Annotated in this window: 15 protein-coding genes; 9 read left to right on the top strand and 6 right to left on the bottom strand. The window is 43.5% G+C overall.

Annotated elements, in window-relative coordinates:
- Positions 1-323 precede the first annotated feature (323 nt).
- Positions 324-1,622 carry a folylpolyglutamate synthase/dihydrofolate synthase family protein gene (locus F6K52_RS18025; protein ID WP_293080283.1) on the bottom strand — a complete coding sequence of 433 codons (1,299 nt, stop codon included), beginning with the start codon at positions 1,620-1,622 and terminating at the stop codon, positions 324-326.
- A 69-nt stretch (positions 1,623-1,691) separates the two neighbouring features.
- On the opposite strand from F6K52_RS18025, the gene bchM reads away from it, so the two are divergent.
- The 3 genes from bchM (at position 1,692) to F6K52_RS18010 (ending at position 3,360) form a co-directional block, all read left to right on the top strand.
- Complete coding sequence (gene bchM / locus F6K52_RS18020; protein ID WP_293080289.1) at positions 1,692-2,378, top strand: magnesium protoporphyrin IX methyltransferase; 687 nt, start codon at positions 1,692-1,694, stop codon at positions 2,376-2,378.
- Positions 2,379-2,566: 188 nt separating this feature from the next.
- Complete coding sequence (locus F6K52_RS18015) at positions 2,567-2,968, top strand: hypothetical protein (RefSeq protein ID WP_293080278.1); 402 nt, start codon at positions 2,567-2,569, stop codon at positions 2,966-2,968.
- A 14-nt stretch (positions 2,969-2,982) separates the two neighbouring features.
- Positions 2,983-3,360: a DUF423 domain-containing protein gene (locus F6K52_RS18010; RefSeq protein ID WP_293080274.1), complete on the top strand. Its 378-nt coding sequence runs from the start codon at positions 2,983-2,985 to the stop codon at positions 3,358-3,360.
- A gap of 242 nt (positions 3,361-3,602) precedes the next feature.
- Here F6K52_RS18010 and F6K52_RS18005 read toward each other — a convergent pair whose 3' ends face one another.
- Positions 3,603-4,541, bottom strand: a complete 939-nt coding sequence (locus F6K52_RS18005) for a glycosyltransferase (RefSeq protein ID WP_293080271.1) — start codon at positions 4,539-4,541, stop codon at positions 3,603-3,605.
- Between the two features lie 63 nt (positions 4,542-4,604).
- On the opposite strand from F6K52_RS18005, the gene menB reads away from it, so the two are divergent.
- Positions 4,605-5,438 (top strand): 1,4-dihydroxy-2-naphthoyl-CoA synthase, encoded by an 834-nt coding sequence (gene menB, locus F6K52_RS18000; protein WP_293080286.1) that lies wholly within the window; start codon positions 4,605-4,607, stop codon positions 5,436-5,438.
- 206 nt (positions 5,439-5,644) lie between these two features.
- Positions 5,645-5,785 (top strand): hypothetical protein, encoded by a 141-nt coding sequence (locus tag F6K52_RS17995; protein ID WP_293080267.1) that lies wholly within the window; start codon positions 5,645-5,647, stop codon positions 5,783-5,785.
- A 244-nt stretch (positions 5,786-6,029) separates the two neighbouring features.
- Here the strand turns inward: F6K52_RS17995 and F6K52_RS17990 are convergent, their stop codons facing one another.
- Entirely contained in the window at positions 6,030-6,350 is a 321-nt protein-coding gene (locus F6K52_RS17990; protein ID WP_293080264.1) for a hypothetical protein, read from the bottom strand.
- Positions 6,351-7,004: 654 nt separating this feature from the next.
- The gene (locus F6K52_RS17985) at positions 7,005-7,676 is read right to left on the bottom strand and encodes a DUF721 domain-containing protein (protein ID WP_293080261.1); all 672 of its coding nucleotides are present in this window, start codon (positions 7,674-7,676) and stop codon (positions 7,005-7,007) included.
- Between the two features lie 205 nt (positions 7,677-7,881).
- Here F6K52_RS17985 and F6K52_RS17980 point away from each other — a divergent pair, with 205 nt between their 5' ends.
- The 3 genes from F6K52_RS17980 to F6K52_RS17970 all read left to right on the top strand — a co-directional run bounded on the left by F6K52_RS17980 (position 7,882) and on the right by F6K52_RS17970 (position 11,552).
- Positions 7,882-9,306 carry a hypothetical protein gene (locus tag F6K52_RS17980; RefSeq protein ID WP_293080257.1) on the top strand — a complete coding sequence of 475 codons (1,425 nt, stop codon included), beginning with the start codon at positions 7,882-7,884 and terminating at the stop codon, positions 9,304-9,306.
- 221 nt (positions 9,307-9,527) lie between these two features.
- The gene (locus F6K52_RS17975) at positions 9,528-10,226 is read left to right on the top strand and encodes a PspA/IM30 family protein (protein WP_293080253.1); all 699 of its coding nucleotides are present in this window, start codon (positions 9,528-9,530) and stop codon (positions 10,224-10,226) included.
- A 558-nt stretch (positions 10,227-10,784) separates the two neighbouring features.
- Entirely contained in the window at positions 10,785-11,552 is a 768-nt protein-coding gene (locus tag F6K52_RS17970) for a PspA/IM30 family protein (protein ID WP_293080248.1), read from the top strand.
- 355 nt (positions 11,553-11,907) lie between these two features.
- Here the strand turns inward: F6K52_RS17970 and F6K52_RS17965 are convergent, their stop codons facing one another.
- Both F6K52_RS17965 and F6K52_RS17960 read right to left on the bottom strand, forming a co-directional pair.
- Positions 11,908-12,873, bottom strand: coding sequence for a glycosyltransferase family 2 protein (locus F6K52_RS17965; RefSeq protein WP_293080244.1), 966 nt, complete (start codon positions 12,871-12,873; stop codon positions 11,908-11,910).
- A 210-nt stretch (positions 12,874-13,083) separates the two neighbouring features.
- A complete protein-coding gene (locus F6K52_RS17960; RefSeq protein WP_293080240.1) occupies positions 13,084-14,607 on the bottom strand; it encodes a carotenoid oxygenase family protein in 1,524 nt (507 codons plus the stop codon).
- Positions 14,608-15,393: 786 nt separating this feature from the next.
- Here F6K52_RS17960 and F6K52_RS17955 point away from each other — a divergent pair.
- Positions 15,394-16,130, top strand: a 737-nt coding sequence (locus F6K52_RS17955) for a filamentous hemagglutinin N-terminal domain-containing protein (RefSeq protein ID WP_293080235.1), incomplete at its 3' end; no start/stop codon positions are given.

Raw genomic sequence — 16,130 nt, 5'->3', positions numbered from 1 at the left:
CTGCAATTGAGCAATATGAATTCGTTCTGGGGCTAATTCTATACCAACACCTTGCTTGCGGCGGGAAAATAAATTTTTAAGATGGTTAACCATATCTAGCAAAGGGAACAGGGAATAGGGAATAGGGAGTAGGGAGTAGGGAGTAGGGAGTAGGGGATCAAAAACTATCTTATTTAGATACCAGTAGATACGAGATCTGAGTTAGGTAGATCGGGGTTTGAACATTAGGTTGCTTTTGGTTGCTTTTGATCGTACCCAATCTATCTCACAATCATGACAATTTTTTGCTCAATGGTGAAATTGATTATTTTAGCGATTAGGGATTAGCCATTGCCATTACTGTTAACAAAAGCTTCTGTTCGCAAAAAGTGACCAACTAGGTACAGAGAGCCACAAAGGACAGTAATCTTATCTTCTGCTTCGGCTTTGTTAAAGCTAGCACGGAGTCCGGTCACTAATTCTGGATAAGTAGCACAATCGGCTAAGGTTGGACAAATTTGTTGCGCGAGAGTAGCCAAGTAGTCTAGCTCAGCTGAACTATGGTCAGGTACTGGCACTAGAGATAATCGATCTCCTGGTCTGAGCAAGGTATTAAAAATACCAGCATGATCTTTGGTTGAGAGTATACCCATTACCCAGTTGACCGATTTACCTAGGGTATCAACATATTGTCTCAACGCCTGAGCAGAGGCTTTATTATGGGCTCCATCAATCAGTAAATGGTGATTCTCCCAGCTAGTCCACTGCAAACGTCCCAGCCAAGTGGTGTTGGCCATCCCCAATGCGATCGCATCAACTGGTATCTCCCAACCCTGCTGTTGCAGAATTTGTACCGTTGCGATCGCAATCGCCGAATTAACCAACTGTACTTCCCCCAACAAGGGCAAACTGTAGCTGATACCCCCATACTCCACCCATCTGAGATCTTTTCGGGTGCTTGGCATCTTCCCCTCTGGCAACTCTACTGCTGAGTCTACCCACACCACTGGACATCCCAACTGATTCACCCTTGATTCAACCACTGCCCTAGGTTCAGGGAGAAGCGGACCAATTACCGCAGGACAGCCAGGCTTTAGGATTCCAGCCTTCTCCTTGGCAATATCAGCCAAAGTCGGTCCCAGGCGCTGCCAATGTTCCCAACTCAGGGATGTGATAATACTAACCAAAACGCGATCGCATACATTCGTTGCATCCAGGCGTCCTCCCAATCCCACTTCTATTACAGCCACATCCACCTGCTGCTGAGCAAAATACAACCAAGCAGCAGCAGTAGTCACTTCAAATAGGGTTGGTGGATCGGAACAGTTTTTTGGAATTGCTGCCTTAACTTGCTGCAGAATTGTGGCTAGGGTATCGGTGGAGATAGGTTGTTGGTTAAGGCAAATCCGTTCTGTCCAATCCACCAGGTGAGGAGAAGTATAACGTCCGACTCGGTAGCCAGCTTGGGTGAGTATAGAAGACAGGTAGGCACAAACTGAGCCTTTACCATTAGTTCCAGCCACGTGAATGATTGGAAAATCCTGGTGGGGATTACCTAAGCGCGATAGAAGTTGCTGTATGCGTTCTAAGCCAAGCTGAACGCCAAAGTATTGAAAGGATTGGAGAAGCTCGTCAATATCCATGGGATGATTTTTTTGATGAACCGCAAAGACCTGAATCATACCAAGGTCAGGAGAGTGTTGAGTATGAATATGAATACAGTTAATGATAAGGCCATTGTTAAAGACTATTTCAATGCCACTGGGTTTGACCGCTGGCGGCGGATTTATGGTGATGGTGAGGTTAATCGGGTACAGCAAGATATCCGGATTGGTCATCAGCAGACCGTGGATAAAGTGATCAGTTGGCTGGAGGCTGATGGTAATTTGTCAGGTTTGTCGATTTGTGATGCTGGCTGTGGTGTTGGGAGTCTGAGTATTCCACTGGCAAAAAATAGCGCTAGAGTTTTTGCTAGTGATATTTCTCAGAAAATGGTAGGGGAAGCTCAGGTAAGGGCTAAGGAGAGTTTAGGGAATACTGACAATATCTCGTTTATGGTTCAGGATTTGGAAGGGTTAGGTGGTAGCTACCACACCGTAATTTGTCTAGATGTTTTGATTCATTATCCCCAGGATAAAGCGGCTGAAATGATAACTCACTTAGCCTCTTTGGCCGAGTCTCGTTTAATTCTTAGCTTTGCACCGAAAACCTTGCTTCTTACTGCACTTAAAAAGATTGGTGAGTTTTTTCCAGGACCAAGTAAAACCACTCGTGCCTATCAGCATCGAGAAGCAGATATTGTTAGTATTTTAGTAAATAATGGGTTTTCGATTCAGCGACAAGAAATGACTAGCACTCGCTTTTACTATTCTCGCTTATTGGAAGCTATTCGTAAGTAAAAAAAGCCTATGCCCTACGCGCACGCTATGGTAACAGCGGAAGGCCTTTGGCCACGCTACGCGAACAGCTAAAAATAAACCTGATAGCACCTCAAGTAGCGTGCGCGTAGCGCTTAAGCTGATAGTTTACACCTAATCGCAATTGTCTGGTCATGCTAACAAATAACGTTTGCTAAAACTTTGGTAAAATGAAACGGTTCAAAAAAATATCGGCTGGTTTGCTGCTCACCTTGGGTATTCTATTATTGATGGTACCTGTGGTAGTTTCAACTCGAAAGGAAGCAACATCACAGGATAAAGTTGATGCCCTGGGAAGTTTGATAGTAGGTATCCCAGCTACCTTCTGGGGAGTATGGTTAGCATGGAGAATGTATCGACAAGAGCAAAAAGAAGTTTTCGAACACCTTCAGTCTACATTTTATCGCTTGCTCCAAGACGAAAATGGTAAAATTTCAGTATTGAAATTAGCAATGGCAGCCAAACTTCCTATAGCTGTCGCTCAGGACTATTTGGATCACAAAGCTAGAGAATGTGATGCCACCTTTGAGGTTAGCGAAGAAGGGAAAATATTTTATAATTTTACGCTTTAGGAAGGACAAAATTAATGACTCGGATTTTTTTAGCGATCGCATCGATCTTAGGCGGATTATCAGTAGCAGCTGGAGCCTTTGCTAGCCATGCTTTGAAAGAAAAACTGACCGAGCGAGCATTAGAGATTTTTCAGACTGGTGCTCGCTATCAAATGTACCATGCCCTAGCGCTAATTTTGGTAGCCTTATTATTGAGCCGCACAGAAGTAGCACAAACTCCCCTTACCGTAGCTGGCTCAGCTTTTATCGCTGGAATTGCGATTTTTTCTGGTAGTTTGTACGCCCTGAGTTTAACCGGGATCAAGTGGCTAGGAGCGATCGCACCATTAGGTGGTGCAGCATTGATCCTGGGATGGGGTTGTTTAGCGATCGCAGCTTTATCTTTCCAGTAATCCTACATATTTTAGGGAACAGGGAACAGGGAATAGGGAACAGGGAACAGGGAACAGGGAACAGGGAACAGGGAACGGGAAATAACCAATTTAAGTGCAAATCAGCTCAAATATTTTCTTGAGAGTTGACTATCAACCTTCAACCTTCAACCTTCAACCTTCAACCTTCAACCCAACCTTAAGTCTTAAACCTTAAACCTTCAACCTTCAACATTCAACATTCAACTTCTAAGCTTAAACCTTCAACCTTGCATCTCCCGATTAGCCGCATAAACACCTTGGACGTTATACCAGTTAAGGAAAATTCGGGCAATTTCTAAAGCTAGCTGGGATTTACCTCGGTCAATTAGCCATTGTAAAAAGGGAGCCATGGTGCGTTCGTTGAGTCGTCCACCTAAAGACAAAATCCCCCAGAGTAGTCGGTGTAGCCAGGTCATCTGAATCATCATCCTGACTTCCCAGGTCGGGTGCTTGCGGTAAAATAATACACCCATACGCCCCCGTTGAATTTCCCGGTCAATCATCCGGGGAATTTGGTCGAGGCTAAAGGGAGGATGCCAATGATAACCTACCGCTTCGGGACATTTAATCAGTTTTAAGCCCAGCTGCTTCAGTCGGACACCCAGTTCTAAGTCTTCCCAGCCATAAAGTTGGAAGCGGGTATCAAACAGTCCAGCTTCTAAAAGCCATTTGCGTGCGATCGCAACATTCCCCGTCGCAAAATACGCAGCAGAGAAATCAGTAATTTTATACGGTTCGCTGGTAGGCTCGTCGAAATTACAGGTATTGATCACCCAACCGTAGGTAAATAAGCGATCGCATCCCAGACGCTGCTGTGCCTGTACCAAAGCATCAGCATGAGACTGGAGGAAATGCTCAGTAACTACTAAATCACTATCAATAAAGATAATTATTTCACCAAGAGCCTGCTTCACCCCTAGATTCCGGGCTGCAGCCGGTCCAGCATGGTTTTGAGCAAATGAGCGTACATGGGGAAACTGATCCCCGTGTGCTGTCAACCAATCTAAAGTGCCATCCGTTGAGCCATCATCTACTAAGACAACTTCATAATCCAAGACCTGGCTATCTTTATCTTGCCTGAATTGCTGATGTTCTAATGCGATTAGGCACTTTTTGAGAATCGGTAAGCGATTGTAAGTGGGAATGACAATGCTTAGCAAACTTGGGAACCTTTTTAATTTGATATTATTGTGAACTTGAACAGCGATCGCGTGGAAAACGTTATGCAAATTGACTGGCAAACTGCCAAAACTTACGAAGACATTCTATACCATAAAACTGACGGTATTGCCAAAATTACCATCAATCGTCCCCACAAACGCAACGCCTTTCGTCCCAAAACCGTCTTTGAACTTTATGATGCTTTCTGTGATGCCCGCGAAGATCACAGTATTGGTGTTGTTTTATTAACTGGTGCTGGTCCCCACACCGATGGCAAATACGCCTTTTGTGCTGGTGGTGACCAAAGTGTACGAGGCAAGGCTGGATATATTGGAGAAGATGGGGTTCCTCGCTTAAACGTATTAGATTTGCAACGCCTGATTCGTTCCATACCCAAAGTAGTGATTGCCCTAGTTGCTGGATATGCTATTGGTGGTGGTCATGTCCTACATGTGATTTGTGACCTAACGATTGCTGCTGATAATGCTATCTTTGGTCAAACTGGCCCGAAAGTCGGTAGTTTTGATGGTGGATTTGGCGCTAGCTATCTTTCCCGAATTGTTGGTCAAAAAAAAGCCAGAGAAATTTGGTTTCTCTGTCGTCAATACACCGCATCTCAAGCCCTAGAAATGGGTTTAGTTAACTGTGTCGTTCCAGTGGAGAAGTTGGAAGCAGAAGGGCTACAGTGGGCAAAGGAAATTTTGGCAAAAAGTCCTATTGCCATTCGTTGCTTGAAAGCTGCTTTTAACGCCGATTGTGACGGTCAAGCTGGTCTACAAGAGCTAGCTGGTAATGCTACCTTACTGTATTACATGACAGAAGAAGGAGCCGAAGGTAAACAAGCTTTCCTAGACAAGCGTCCACCAGACTTTCGTCAATATCCTTGGTTACCTTAGATTATAAAAGTTCTCAATTGGTGAGGTAAAAATTTCTGGGGAGTAGGGAGTCGGGAGTAGGGAGTAGGGAGTAGGGAGTAGGGCACCTGAGGGGGTGACAACAAGGCATTAAACTAGACAGGGCATGGGGTGTGGGGTGTAGGGTGTGGGGTGTGGGGTGTGGGGAAAATAGAAGCGTGATTTGCGCGGTTTTAACTTGTGTAAAGTTGCCAAAAACCCCTCTGAATCGCTGCTCCCTGTTCCCTGTTCCCTGTTCCCTGCTCCCTGCTCCCTGCTCCCTATTTCAACAGTTAATTTTAGTTTTGTCCGACTACTTATCAATAAAAAGCGCACCTTATTTTGAATAAAAGTGCGAATAAAGCTATTTTAATAGTAGATATCAGCTGCCAAGTTTTATTATTATTTGGCTTTTCCAGCTTATACTTGTTAGCAAGTAGCTACTAGAACGAGAAGATTTGGTTTAAACTGGTTGTTGTGAAATTTTTTTGTTTTATTTATTGATTGTATTAAGGCGGGAGTTACTAGTAAGGTACTGCTGATATTTCTGATAAGCTGATCTTGCTGATAATACGAACAATTTACATCAACAATTTACACCAGCATGATGTCTGTTGAAGAATTTTTAGAGGTGATAGTTTCACCTGCAACGGTCATGTCTGACCCAGAGGAGTTTTCAGAACACTTTACCGATAGTTCCTCTGTGAGCATCAGTTGTTCATCTTGCCAAATCTCTTCTAGTTTCTCCCAAGAAGAAGAAGAAGAAGCAGAAAAGGTAGGCGTAGCAAAATTACAAGCTTTCCAGGTAGCTCTGACAGGCACCCCAAGTTGTTGACACATACCCCCTCGTCGTCCTTCTGACTGATAATACTGACAAAATCTGCAACTAGATATAGGTAAATTCAATGTTTTCATGATAACTCTTTTTTTGTGAAAAAAATTTTATCTACTCTTTACATTTAATTCTGCTACCTCCTACCTCAGCTTGTTATAGATAGCAAGCTGTTGACCAGCCTAGGTTATAAGCATATCCTTAGCCCCTAAAGCTTTAATATTTTCTTAACGATTTTGTTACAAATAGATACATTTTATTTTACAAAAAGTAACAAACAAACAAGGGTTCTAAAAGAATTGGCTTGCTTTATACCAAAACCCCATAGGGATCAAGTAAAAAAACACACCAAAAGTGTATTTAGATACTGAATAGATCCCGATTAACTTATGAAAAAGTATCAGTTCAGTGTTCTAAAAATCAAGGGTCAGCTAGGAAGGCTCACTGGCTTGTAGCGTCCACAGCCAAATTAGCTCTACCTCTTATACCAAAGTCTTAGAGCAAATTTAAAACCTTTTGTTGATTCAAAGCACCAGTGCTGGAAACCACACAACTTCCTCAGGTGTGGGGTGTGGGGTGTGGGGTGTGGGGTGTAGGGTGTGGGGTGTAGGGTGTGGGGTGTGGGGGTACAGACAAGCGATGCAGCAAGGGAACTGGGGAGGCAGCGCTGCATCCCTGCTCCCTAAAAACTAGAAATTTGTATCTCACAAGTTGTACAACTTCTATATAACCTTGGTCTAAATTTGCCATTGCTTAGTAGCACAAAGACCACAGACATCCCAACGCTGGAGTTCTCCTGGTGGAGTCGGACACTGACACTGAGGACAAAGTGGTAAATTTTGCGATCGCATCTGCATCATTTTTGCCCAACGTTTAAACGCTGCTTCGGGTCTAAGAGTTGTGTCAGTAGTTGTGTCAGTAGTTGTGTCAGTAGTTGTGTCAGTAGTTGTGTCAGTAGTTGTGTCAGTAGTTGTGTCAGTGGCTTGACTACTTTCTGTGTTTTCTGTGTGCTCCAACTGCTCAGAAACCAGTGATGAAGACATGGGGAAGATGGTGCTAGGATGTCTATGGTTTGGGGTCAACTCAGATTGTGAATAGCCATTGGCCAAAACTTGTGTTTTCTGCCACTGAGCTGGAGAAAAGTGAATGTCAACTAGGGGCTCAGACCAACTAGCATTAAGCCGTTTCAAAAACATCCGGCGCTGAAATTTTAGTTCTTGTGCCCAAACAGAGCTAGACGTAGCCACATATAAGATATTCCTAGAGATAGCATAGGGTCTGGTATGATTAGCTATGTTCACTCCTACTATTTCAGACCAAGACTTAATTAGGTATGACAAGCGTTGTATACCTTCCCACTCGGGCTGATTTGTAATCCTATTTAAGACCTGATTGAGTGATTTAAGCATATCCCCTTACTATAATTAGTTAATTTGACCATAGTTTTGATTGCTTCAGGACTTACTTCACAGCGTCCAAGCCTATGCCACACTAGAAACCTGTGTCACACTGGGCAAAAAACTAGCTTAGAGTTGTTAGGGTGACCCTAAAGATAGAATGGCTGCGTAAGTCCTGTTGCTTGTTCTATAGCACAAACGACCGATATAGTCTGCCATGATCCAAAACTCCTCAGTTAATTCTTCCCCTAGCTCGACCGGTAATTACAATCTCAACTCAGTTTTACAAGCTGCTCTGAGTAGCCTTGATGTACAACTAGAGGAAGAATTAGCGCGCTACCGACGTCGAAGAGTAGGACGCCCAGTCATGACTAACCGTAGTCTTGGTCGTAACCGGGCACGTAAACCCCTAGAGTTAATTTCTTTGGGTGAGGTACAACAGAAATCCTCACCATCACAGACAAATAAGACCATCCCTCAACTAAAGCAGCCATCAAGCATTCCACTGCCAAACCTAACGGCCAAGGGAACAACGTCTCACAAACAACCACAACAGCCATTGGTTGAGCAGACTGAATCCCTAGATTCCCTGTTATCACAGTCCCCAAAACCTACTCAGCCACCAGTTGTCTCCCAGTATAAGAATGCTGAAAGTGCTAGCTTAGATATTCATAAAGAGGCTACGGAGCAACTTAAACCTCCTGAAAAATTGCCTGAAAACTCAGGTAGTTTGATCAAGTTAGGGACTAACCAAACCCAGCCAGAAGATTATCTCGAATCATCAGAAAAACTACTACAGAGTCTGGCAGAAGATGAAGAAGAATTTGACAACCAAAAGCAGGTATCTTACCAACTGCTGACTCCGTTAAATGTCGGTTTCATGGTACTTTTGCTGTTGTTAAGTGCTACTCTACCCTATATTTTCTCCAATCCCTCGGTGTTAAGTAATCTGGATCTTTCGCAGCTGATTAGCTCCATCATCCCCAAGACCTCCAAAACTTCCCAAGAAATTAAACCATATCAACCACAACAGACTGAGTCGGTTCCTAATTCTCCCCTACAGGGTGGTCCTAATTTGGCTTCTGAGGAATTTGTAGACTTGAACTTACATACCCTTTCTCAAGTGGAAGCTACTCCAGGACCGCAGGAAAAACCCTTTTATACAAAAGATGTGCCTTTACCTAAGGTGGTTGAATCAGCTCCTAAGGTGGTAACTAGACCGATGCCTCCTAAAGGGTCTTCCTTATCTTCAGTACTTTTACCTTCTGTTCAACCACTACAAAAGGTTCCTCTGTCATCATTACCAACAACCTCAGACTCTTTAGTACCCCCAGAAAGACGGACACAGTCAGGATTACTTGAACCAGCTATCTCTGAAACACTCCAGAATCAAGTCGCATCCCTAAGAACAGTGGTAGAGGAGTCTTTACCTGCTCCCGATCCTTTCTACTATGTGGTGATCAACTACGATGGTAAGCGTTCCTTACAACAAGCTAGGACAATTGTTCCTGATGCCTATGTGCGCAAATTATCTGAAGGTACCCGGATTCAGATGGGAGCGTTCAAATTTGAACATGAAGCACAAGGTTTGGTAGAAAAACTCCAGCAACAGGGAATTTCTGCTTCCATTTATCGTCCTTGACTATAGTGTTAAGGAGCATATAGGGTTTCTAGGACTCATGAGGTACACATTATTTTTTACCTCTTCCCACTTCCGACTTCGCTCTTACCTGCTCCCTGCTCCCTGCTCCCTGCTCCCTGCTCCCTAAAAACCAGAAATTTGTACCTCATCGTAGAATTGCTATAAATCTGAATAACATCAGTAAAGATTCCCTAAGCCCTAATCATAATGGAACAGCTGCCATGGGATTATTAGATCGTATGTTGAGAATTATTCGTGCTAGCTTTAATAGCCTGATTAACCAAGCTGAAGATCCTGAAAAAATCCTGGAACAGGCTGTAGATGATATGCAGCAGGATTTGATTCAAATGCGTCAGGCTGTAGCTCAAGCGATCGCTACCCAAAAACGTACCGAACGACAAGCCTCTCAGGCTCAAGCGGCTGCTGATCAATGGTACAGTCGCGCTCAGTTAGCCTTGTCAGCAGGAGACGACAACTTGGCACGGGATGCCCTGACCCGGCGGAAATCTCATCAGGTGACCGTCACAACCATGAACGCTCAGCTTTCCCAGCAAGCTGAGCTTGTGTCCAAGCTCAAGGAAGAGCTGCGTACCCTAGAACAGAAAATCTCAGAGGCGAAAACTAAAAAGAACTTGTATATTGCTCGGGCTAACTCAGCTAAAGCATCTATGAAAATTAATGAGATGCTCGGTAATGTAGGTACCAGTAGTGCCTTGAGTGCTTTTGAAAAGATGGAAGATAAGGTAATGCAGCTTGAAGCCCGGTCTGAGGCAATGGCTGAGTTAGGTACTAATCAACTTGATCAGAAATTTGCCGCTCTCGAAGCTAACGATGATGTGGAAGCTGAGTTAGCCGCTATGAAAGCTAATCTTATTCAAGGAAGCAAGACTCCTCAATTACCCTCAAATCAGGCAGAATAACCGAAAAATCCGGAAAAATTGGATAAATACTTGGAAAAAGTAATCAGTGTGCCCATGGTCACCTCAATAGCAGGTTGTAAACCTTGTCTGAAAACACTTTAGAGCGTTGATCCAACGGGTTACTATATATGCCAACCTACAATAAAACATCCCCTCCTCTATCTTCTTGACAATAGTCGGAAAGGGAATAGGTAGAATGAGACAAGGACGTTTTCTCAACAGATGGAACTATTATAGTATATCATAAGCGCCTCTGGAACCCAATTTTTAACCCCTCCAACAGCAATCCCTTAGAATCCCCCATGGTTCAGCCGCCAGAAAGTTCAACCCTTAGCTTGTTGTCTAGCACTTTTTCCCAAGAAGTTTTTAAACTGGATGAAAGGCTCCCTGTCTTAATGGCTAGGGTATGGGTCAAGCCCGCGAATTTTTCAGTTCCCCAATCAGACTTGAGACGGGACAGCAACAATTGCTTGTCCTTCAAGACAACTTAACTAGGCTTACGCACCAGCAAGCCTGTTTTCTACCTACAATGTACATTCCTAGAGGATAAACAGCGTTATGGGATTATTTGATCGCCTTAGTAGAGTGGTCAGAGCTAATCTGAACGATATGGTTAGCAAGGCTGAGGATCCAGAAAAGATTCTGGATCAAGCTATTGTTGATATGCAAGAGGATCTGGTTCAATTGCGTCAAGCAGTTGCCAGGTCAATTGCTGAACAAAAACGCACAGAGCAGCAATACAACAAAAACCAAACAGAAGCTAACAACTGGCAGAAAAGAGCTCAGCTGGCTCTGACCAAAGGGGATGAAAACCTGGCTCGTGAGGCTCTGGTGCGTAAAAAGACCAATTCTGATACTGCTGCTACCCTGAAAACCCAGTTGGATCAGCAAACTAATCAGGTCAATACTCTTAAGCGTAATCTGGTGGCTCTCGAAGGCAAAATTTCCGAAGCCAAGACCAAAAAGAATATGCTCAAAGCACGAGCTCAGGCGGCTAAGGCCAATGAAAAGTTACAACAAACTATGGGGTCTATCAATACCAGTGGCTCCCTAGCGGCGTTTGAGCGTATGGAACAGAAAGTCTTGGAAATGGAGGCTCGTTCTGAAGCTGCCCATGAGCTGGGTGGTGCTGACTTGGAAAGTCAATTTAGACTCTTGGAAGGCAATGATGTTGATGATGAGTTGGCTACGATGAAAGCTCAGTTGGCTGGTGGTTCTGTATCTCAAGAAGCTTTACCAGCCTCAGAAGAGAAAAAATCCACTTCCTCAGATTCCCCTGTTGACAAAGAGTTGGAAGACCTTCGCAAACAAATTGATAATCTTTAATTGGTAAGCATATGCGCTACGCGCACGCTACGCGAACAGCCGTCAGCCGTCAGCCGTCAGCCGTCAGCTGTCAGCCATTCGCGAATGGCCAAGGCTCACGCTACTTGAGGTGCTGACGTAACATAAATTAAACCAATGCTTACTTGTTTTATTCAAAACCTGAGAGCTGAGAGCTGATAGCTGATAGCTGATAGCTTACGTTAATTGTTAATTGTTAATTAGTTAATTGGTTATTGGTTACTAACTAATTGGTTACTAGCTAATTAGTTACTAGCCAATTTTCAATTTTCAATTTTCAATTGACTAATTAATTACTTTGTGTTAATCAAAATAGTTAAGTGATTAGAATTGCTAATTAAAGGGGTAACTTGTGGTACAACTGGAGATCGCACCTTAGAGTATTTCTAAGTAACAGTAACTTCCAAGCAATCGGTGAAAAAGCAATCGGTGAAAAACACTCAGGAAACAATAACTTAGCGGCACTGAGCAACTTACCTCGTTTAAGGGCTACTAAACCCCAATGTAATCTCAGATAAGCTCCCACCTCCCACAGTAATGGGAGTTTACCTTGGTATTTATCACTGACTAGTGCATAGATTTTTTCCTTAATGGAAATATGGGTTTTAAGACGTTTCTGGAACGAAAACTTCTGATTATAAGCACCAGACCAAATTGTCCGGTAAGCTAAACACTTATTAATAAATATAGCATCTCCAAACTGAGCGATTTGAATCCAGGAATCAATATCATCAAAGTTGGTATCTAAGCTAGAATTCCAACCACCGGAACTCAGAAAACCATCACGGGAGAAAGCCACTTGCGCTGGGGTTCCAAACGGTACCATTTCCAGAAGCATTCCATAATGAATGTCTTCTTGGGCTATATATAACCTTTGCGGTGAACCTACTTGCCGTGTTACACTTATTTCCGCTCCTAAGGTATCTACTTGAGCCGATTGGCAAGAGCAAATCACCGCTTTTGGATGTAATGCGATCGCACTAGCCATTTCTTCAATGCAGTTCCTGGCTAAGTAGTCATCATCATCCAACAGCTTGATCCAATCACCAGTTGCCAACTCTACCCCTTGATTTACCGCTTTCGAGTGGCCCATATTATCGGAATTTCGGTGGTAAACCAAGCTCTGCTCACCAGCACGTGCTAACGCTTCACTGCGCTCTTGGACATAATCTTCGGTTCCATCAGACGAACCGTTGTCAACGATAACAATCTCACAGGAAAATGTCTGAGCAAGTGCGCTTTCAATCGCGCGCTTGAGTAGCTCAAGGCGATTATAAGTCGTAATAACAACGCTGAATTTCATCTGGCACCCCTGAGGAAAATGCTGTGATTAACTTAGGTTTAATCATGAAGCTTCAACCCTATAATTCCCCCACAAGCTTAATAACTAATAAGTTTAGCGTAATTATCTCCCCATGTTGGTTAAAACTTTAAAAAACCTGATTTAACCTTTAACCTGATTTAACCAAACAACCTTCAACCAAACAACCTTCAACCTTCAACCCTTAAACCCTCAACCTTTAACCCGATCCAACCCAACTCCCAACAACTCGGAAGTCCAGCTACCATGTAAACCGTAAGGGATATGATGCTTCAAGTGTAGTCGTGCTACCGGTCCACTAGTTAAATCACGACCATCTAATATTACTAGATCAGACCGGTGATGAGTAGCATCATATACTAAGGTCAACACCCAACCATCATCTTCTCGTTCAGCATTGGGTCGTGGCACAAACATTGGTTCATTAATAAAACCCTTTGGTGCAGCACTCCAGAATTGTTGTGTCTTTGTTTCCATATCTATTTTTAGAATCCCTTGTAATGGCGCATTACGGATGGGATGATCAGCAGCTCCGATAAATAAGTAGCGATAGGGATTTCCGACATGATTAGGGTGAATGCTAGGAAACTCGCAACAGCGCTCTTCTAATAACTTACTCGCTACGGTTTTGTCAGTTAAATTCAAAGTAAAGCGCCAGAGTTGCCCTGGTGCGTTCCCATTAAAATCAACCTTCCGGAAATCACTACCTACGTCTACTGCTGATAATGACTTGTAGCAAATAGAATCGACATAAATATTGCCATCTTCTTCAAAAGCATTAGCGTGATGGAAGATAAAGCCCGATTGGGTTTCTAGGATTTTTACTTCCTCTGTATTCTTTTTACGAGGAATCACTATAATCCGCGTCGGTTGTTCAGGCTGATATGCCAAACACTCACCAGCTCCTCGGTATCCCAACAGGAACGGAAAGGGATTATAGCTAACAGGATTTTGGAAGAAAATACAGTAATTTGGGGTAATCGCAAAATCGTGGATGAAGCAAAAACCAGGAACACTATAACTCTGACGTCGTAATAGTTTACCGGTCAGGTTCAATTCGTAAATAGTAATTTTGCTAGACAGACCTGGCTGAATCGCGAAATTTACCAGACAGGGCTCACCACCATCAAGCTTACTACTAGGGTCAATCCAAGGATGAGCAGCAAAGGATTCACCTCCTGCTAATACTCCATCCAAGTTATCTTCACCCAAGGTTTCAAGAGTATGGGGGTCTAGGGCGTAAGGTTTAGCGGCTTCCCATAAAGCTAAGAGCTTGCCACCCCAGTAGATCACATTGGTATTAGCAATATTTTTAAGTTGGACATCAAATAGATTCGCTAACCAACCCCCAGGCTTCTGAGTGCCAAACACTCCTCGATATACCGGTTTCCCCGCTTTCTGTTCCGCTAAGAAGCCCTCTGTGCGTACAAACCGATTGCGAAAATGAGCTCGACCGTGATCAAATGCGATCGCACAAATCATGCCATCCCCATCAAATGGATGATGCACCCGGTAACCATTAATATCCAGCAAACCAGGACCATTCCGTAACCAAGTCCCCTGCAACTCCTTAGGAATTTCCCCTTCTACTTGATCAATCCAATAATCCTCTTCATGGCGTTGGGACTCATAACCTCTTGCCCAATCTTCCTGACTATAGGACACACCAGGATTAGAAACCCTATTGGTTTCTTTGTTGCTTAACACATTTGCCATCTTTTATCAAGTCCTTAGCCAGATTATCGTATGAATAGTTTTTAACTTTATTTACATTTTATTACCTTATAGGAAATGTGGCGTAGGGTGCGTTAGGGGCGGGCTAGCTCTGATTTTCCGCCTGTTTCTGCTTTCAACAGCCCGACCCGTAACGCACCATCAGGTCAAACAGCTTTAAGGGAACAGGGAAAAAAATTATCACCATTGATTTCGGCTCCCTATAATCCCTTGCTTATCCCTTAGATTAGTGGCGTTGCTGATTCTGGGTATGGTTTTGCCCCCCTAACCCCCCAATTCTGGGGGGAATAAGACGTTCAAAGTCCCCCAATTTTGGGGGATTTAGGGGGCTTTAACATGCACCAGATAATTGCGCATTCATTCCTTAATTCAGCAACGCCATCCTTGTTGTGCTAGCTAACATTATTTCATAAAACTTTACACCACTTACTAGTAAGTATAGGTATAATATTTCTGTTATTATTTACAGCAGTAATAATTCGTTTTTCTAGTAACAATAATGGCCTCAAGCCACGATTAATCAAAGGTAAGCAATCAGCGGTCAGCCGTCAGCCGTCAGTTTAAAATAAACCCCACGTAGCTTGCGTCAATGGGCAATCTGATAGCTGTTCCCGTAGCGTGCGCGTAGCGCATAAGCTGATAGCTGATAGCTGTTCGCGTAGCGCATAAGCTGATAGCTGATAGCTGATAGCTGATAGCTGATAGCTGATAGCTGATAGCTAATAGATTAAGTTAACTAACCTCCCCAGGCTCAGGAGAACAAATCTCATGGCATTAGATGTGTTGAAACGCTATAAAAATCAGTTAGGTTTAGCCCTATGTTTAGCTATTAGTGGAGCGATCGCATTCCTAGCTAACCAAGCTCATGCTCAGATTACTCCTGATAGCACCTTGCCCCCGGGAGAAACGTCACAGCTAGACCTGGGGTCTGGTGAGGTAAATGGGAAAATTGTTGATCTAATCAAGGGAGGAGCAATCCGGGATATCAATTTGTTCCACAGTTTCCTAGAGTTTAATATCGACAAAGGGCAAAGGGTTTATTTTGCTAATCCAGCTGGGATTCAAAATATTCTGTCTCGGGTAACTGGTGCTAATCCCTCTAATATTCTTGGCACCTTGGGTGTGGATGGTGGAGCGAATTTGTTCTTGATTAATCCCAAGGGAATTTTCTTTGGGGATAAGGCCAAGCTGGATGTATCGGGTTCATTTGTAGGCACCACTGCTGATGGAATTGGGTTTGGCAATCGAGGAGTGTTTAGTGCTTCTAATCCAGAACCTCCGTCGCCATTGCTGACCGTTAATCCTAATGTATTCTTCTTTAATCAAATTCCGGGTAAGATTACCAGTCAAGCTAAGTTGGAAAAGCTAGCGGTTGATAACCTGTTGTTGCTTGGTGGTGATATTGAGGTTAGTAAGAAAGAGAATAGTAAGGACGATAGTAAGATTAGCACCGATCAAGGTGGGAATATTCTGTTAGCGGGATTGGGCGCACCAGGAGAAGTCGA

Origin of the sequence: Moorena sp. SIO3H5 (assembly GCF_010692395.1) — a bacterium.
GTDB lineage: Bacteria > Cyanobacteriota > Cyanobacteriia > Cyanobacteriales > Coleofasciculaceae > Moorena.
The sequence above is the reverse complement of the archived record's forward strand: the minus strand, read 5'-3'. Positions and strand labels throughout refer to the sequence as shown.

What these genes read in the sequence shown, in the direction of transcription:
- menB (WP_293080286.1), top strand. Translation starts at nt 4,605, where the DNA reads ATGCAAATTGACTGGCAAACTGCCAAAACTTACGAAGACATTCTATAC.
- F6K52_RS17990 (WP_293080264.1), bottom strand. Translation starts at nt 6,350, where the DNA reads ATGAAAACATTGAATTTACCTATATCTAGTTGCAGATTTTGTCAGTAT.
- bchM (WP_293080289.1), top strand. Translation starts at nt 1,692, where the DNA reads ATGAATACAGTTAATGATAAGGCCATTGTTAAAGACTATTTCAATGCC.
- F6K52_RS17985 (WP_293080261.1), bottom strand. Translation starts at nt 7,676, where the DNA reads ATGCTTAAATCACTCAATCAGGTCTTAAATAGGATTACAAATCAGCCC.
- F6K52_RS17970 (WP_293080248.1), top strand. Translation starts at nt 10,785, where the DNA reads ATGGGATTATTTGATCGCCTTAGTAGAGTGGTCAGAGCTAATCTGAAC.
- F6K52_RS17980 (WP_293080257.1), top strand. Translation starts at nt 7,882, where the DNA reads ATGATCCAAAACTCCTCAGTTAATTCTTCCCCTAGCTCGACCGGTAAT.
- F6K52_RS18015 (WP_293080278.1), top strand. Translation starts at nt 2,567, where the DNA reads ATGAAACGGTTCAAAAAAATATCGGCTGGTTTGCTGCTCACCTTGGGT.
- F6K52_RS17965 (WP_293080244.1), bottom strand. Translation starts at nt 12,873, where the DNA reads ATGAAATTCAGCGTTGTTATTACGACTTATAATCGCCTTGAGCTACTC.
- F6K52_RS17960 (WP_293080240.1), bottom strand. Translation starts at nt 14,607, where the DNA reads ATGGCAAATGTGTTAAGCAACAAAGAAACCAATAGGGTTTCTAATCCT.
- F6K52_RS17975 (WP_293080253.1), top strand. Translation starts at nt 9,528, where the DNA reads ATGGGATTATTAGATCGTATGTTGAGAATTATTCGTGCTAGCTTTAAT.
- F6K52_RS18010 (WP_293080274.1), top strand. Translation starts at nt 2,983, where the DNA reads ATGACTCGGATTTTTTTAGCGATCGCATCGATCTTAGGCGGATTATCA.
- F6K52_RS18025 (WP_293080283.1), bottom strand. Translation starts at nt 1,622, where the DNA reads ATGGATATTGACGAGCTTCTCCAATCCTTTCAATACTTTGGCGTTCAG.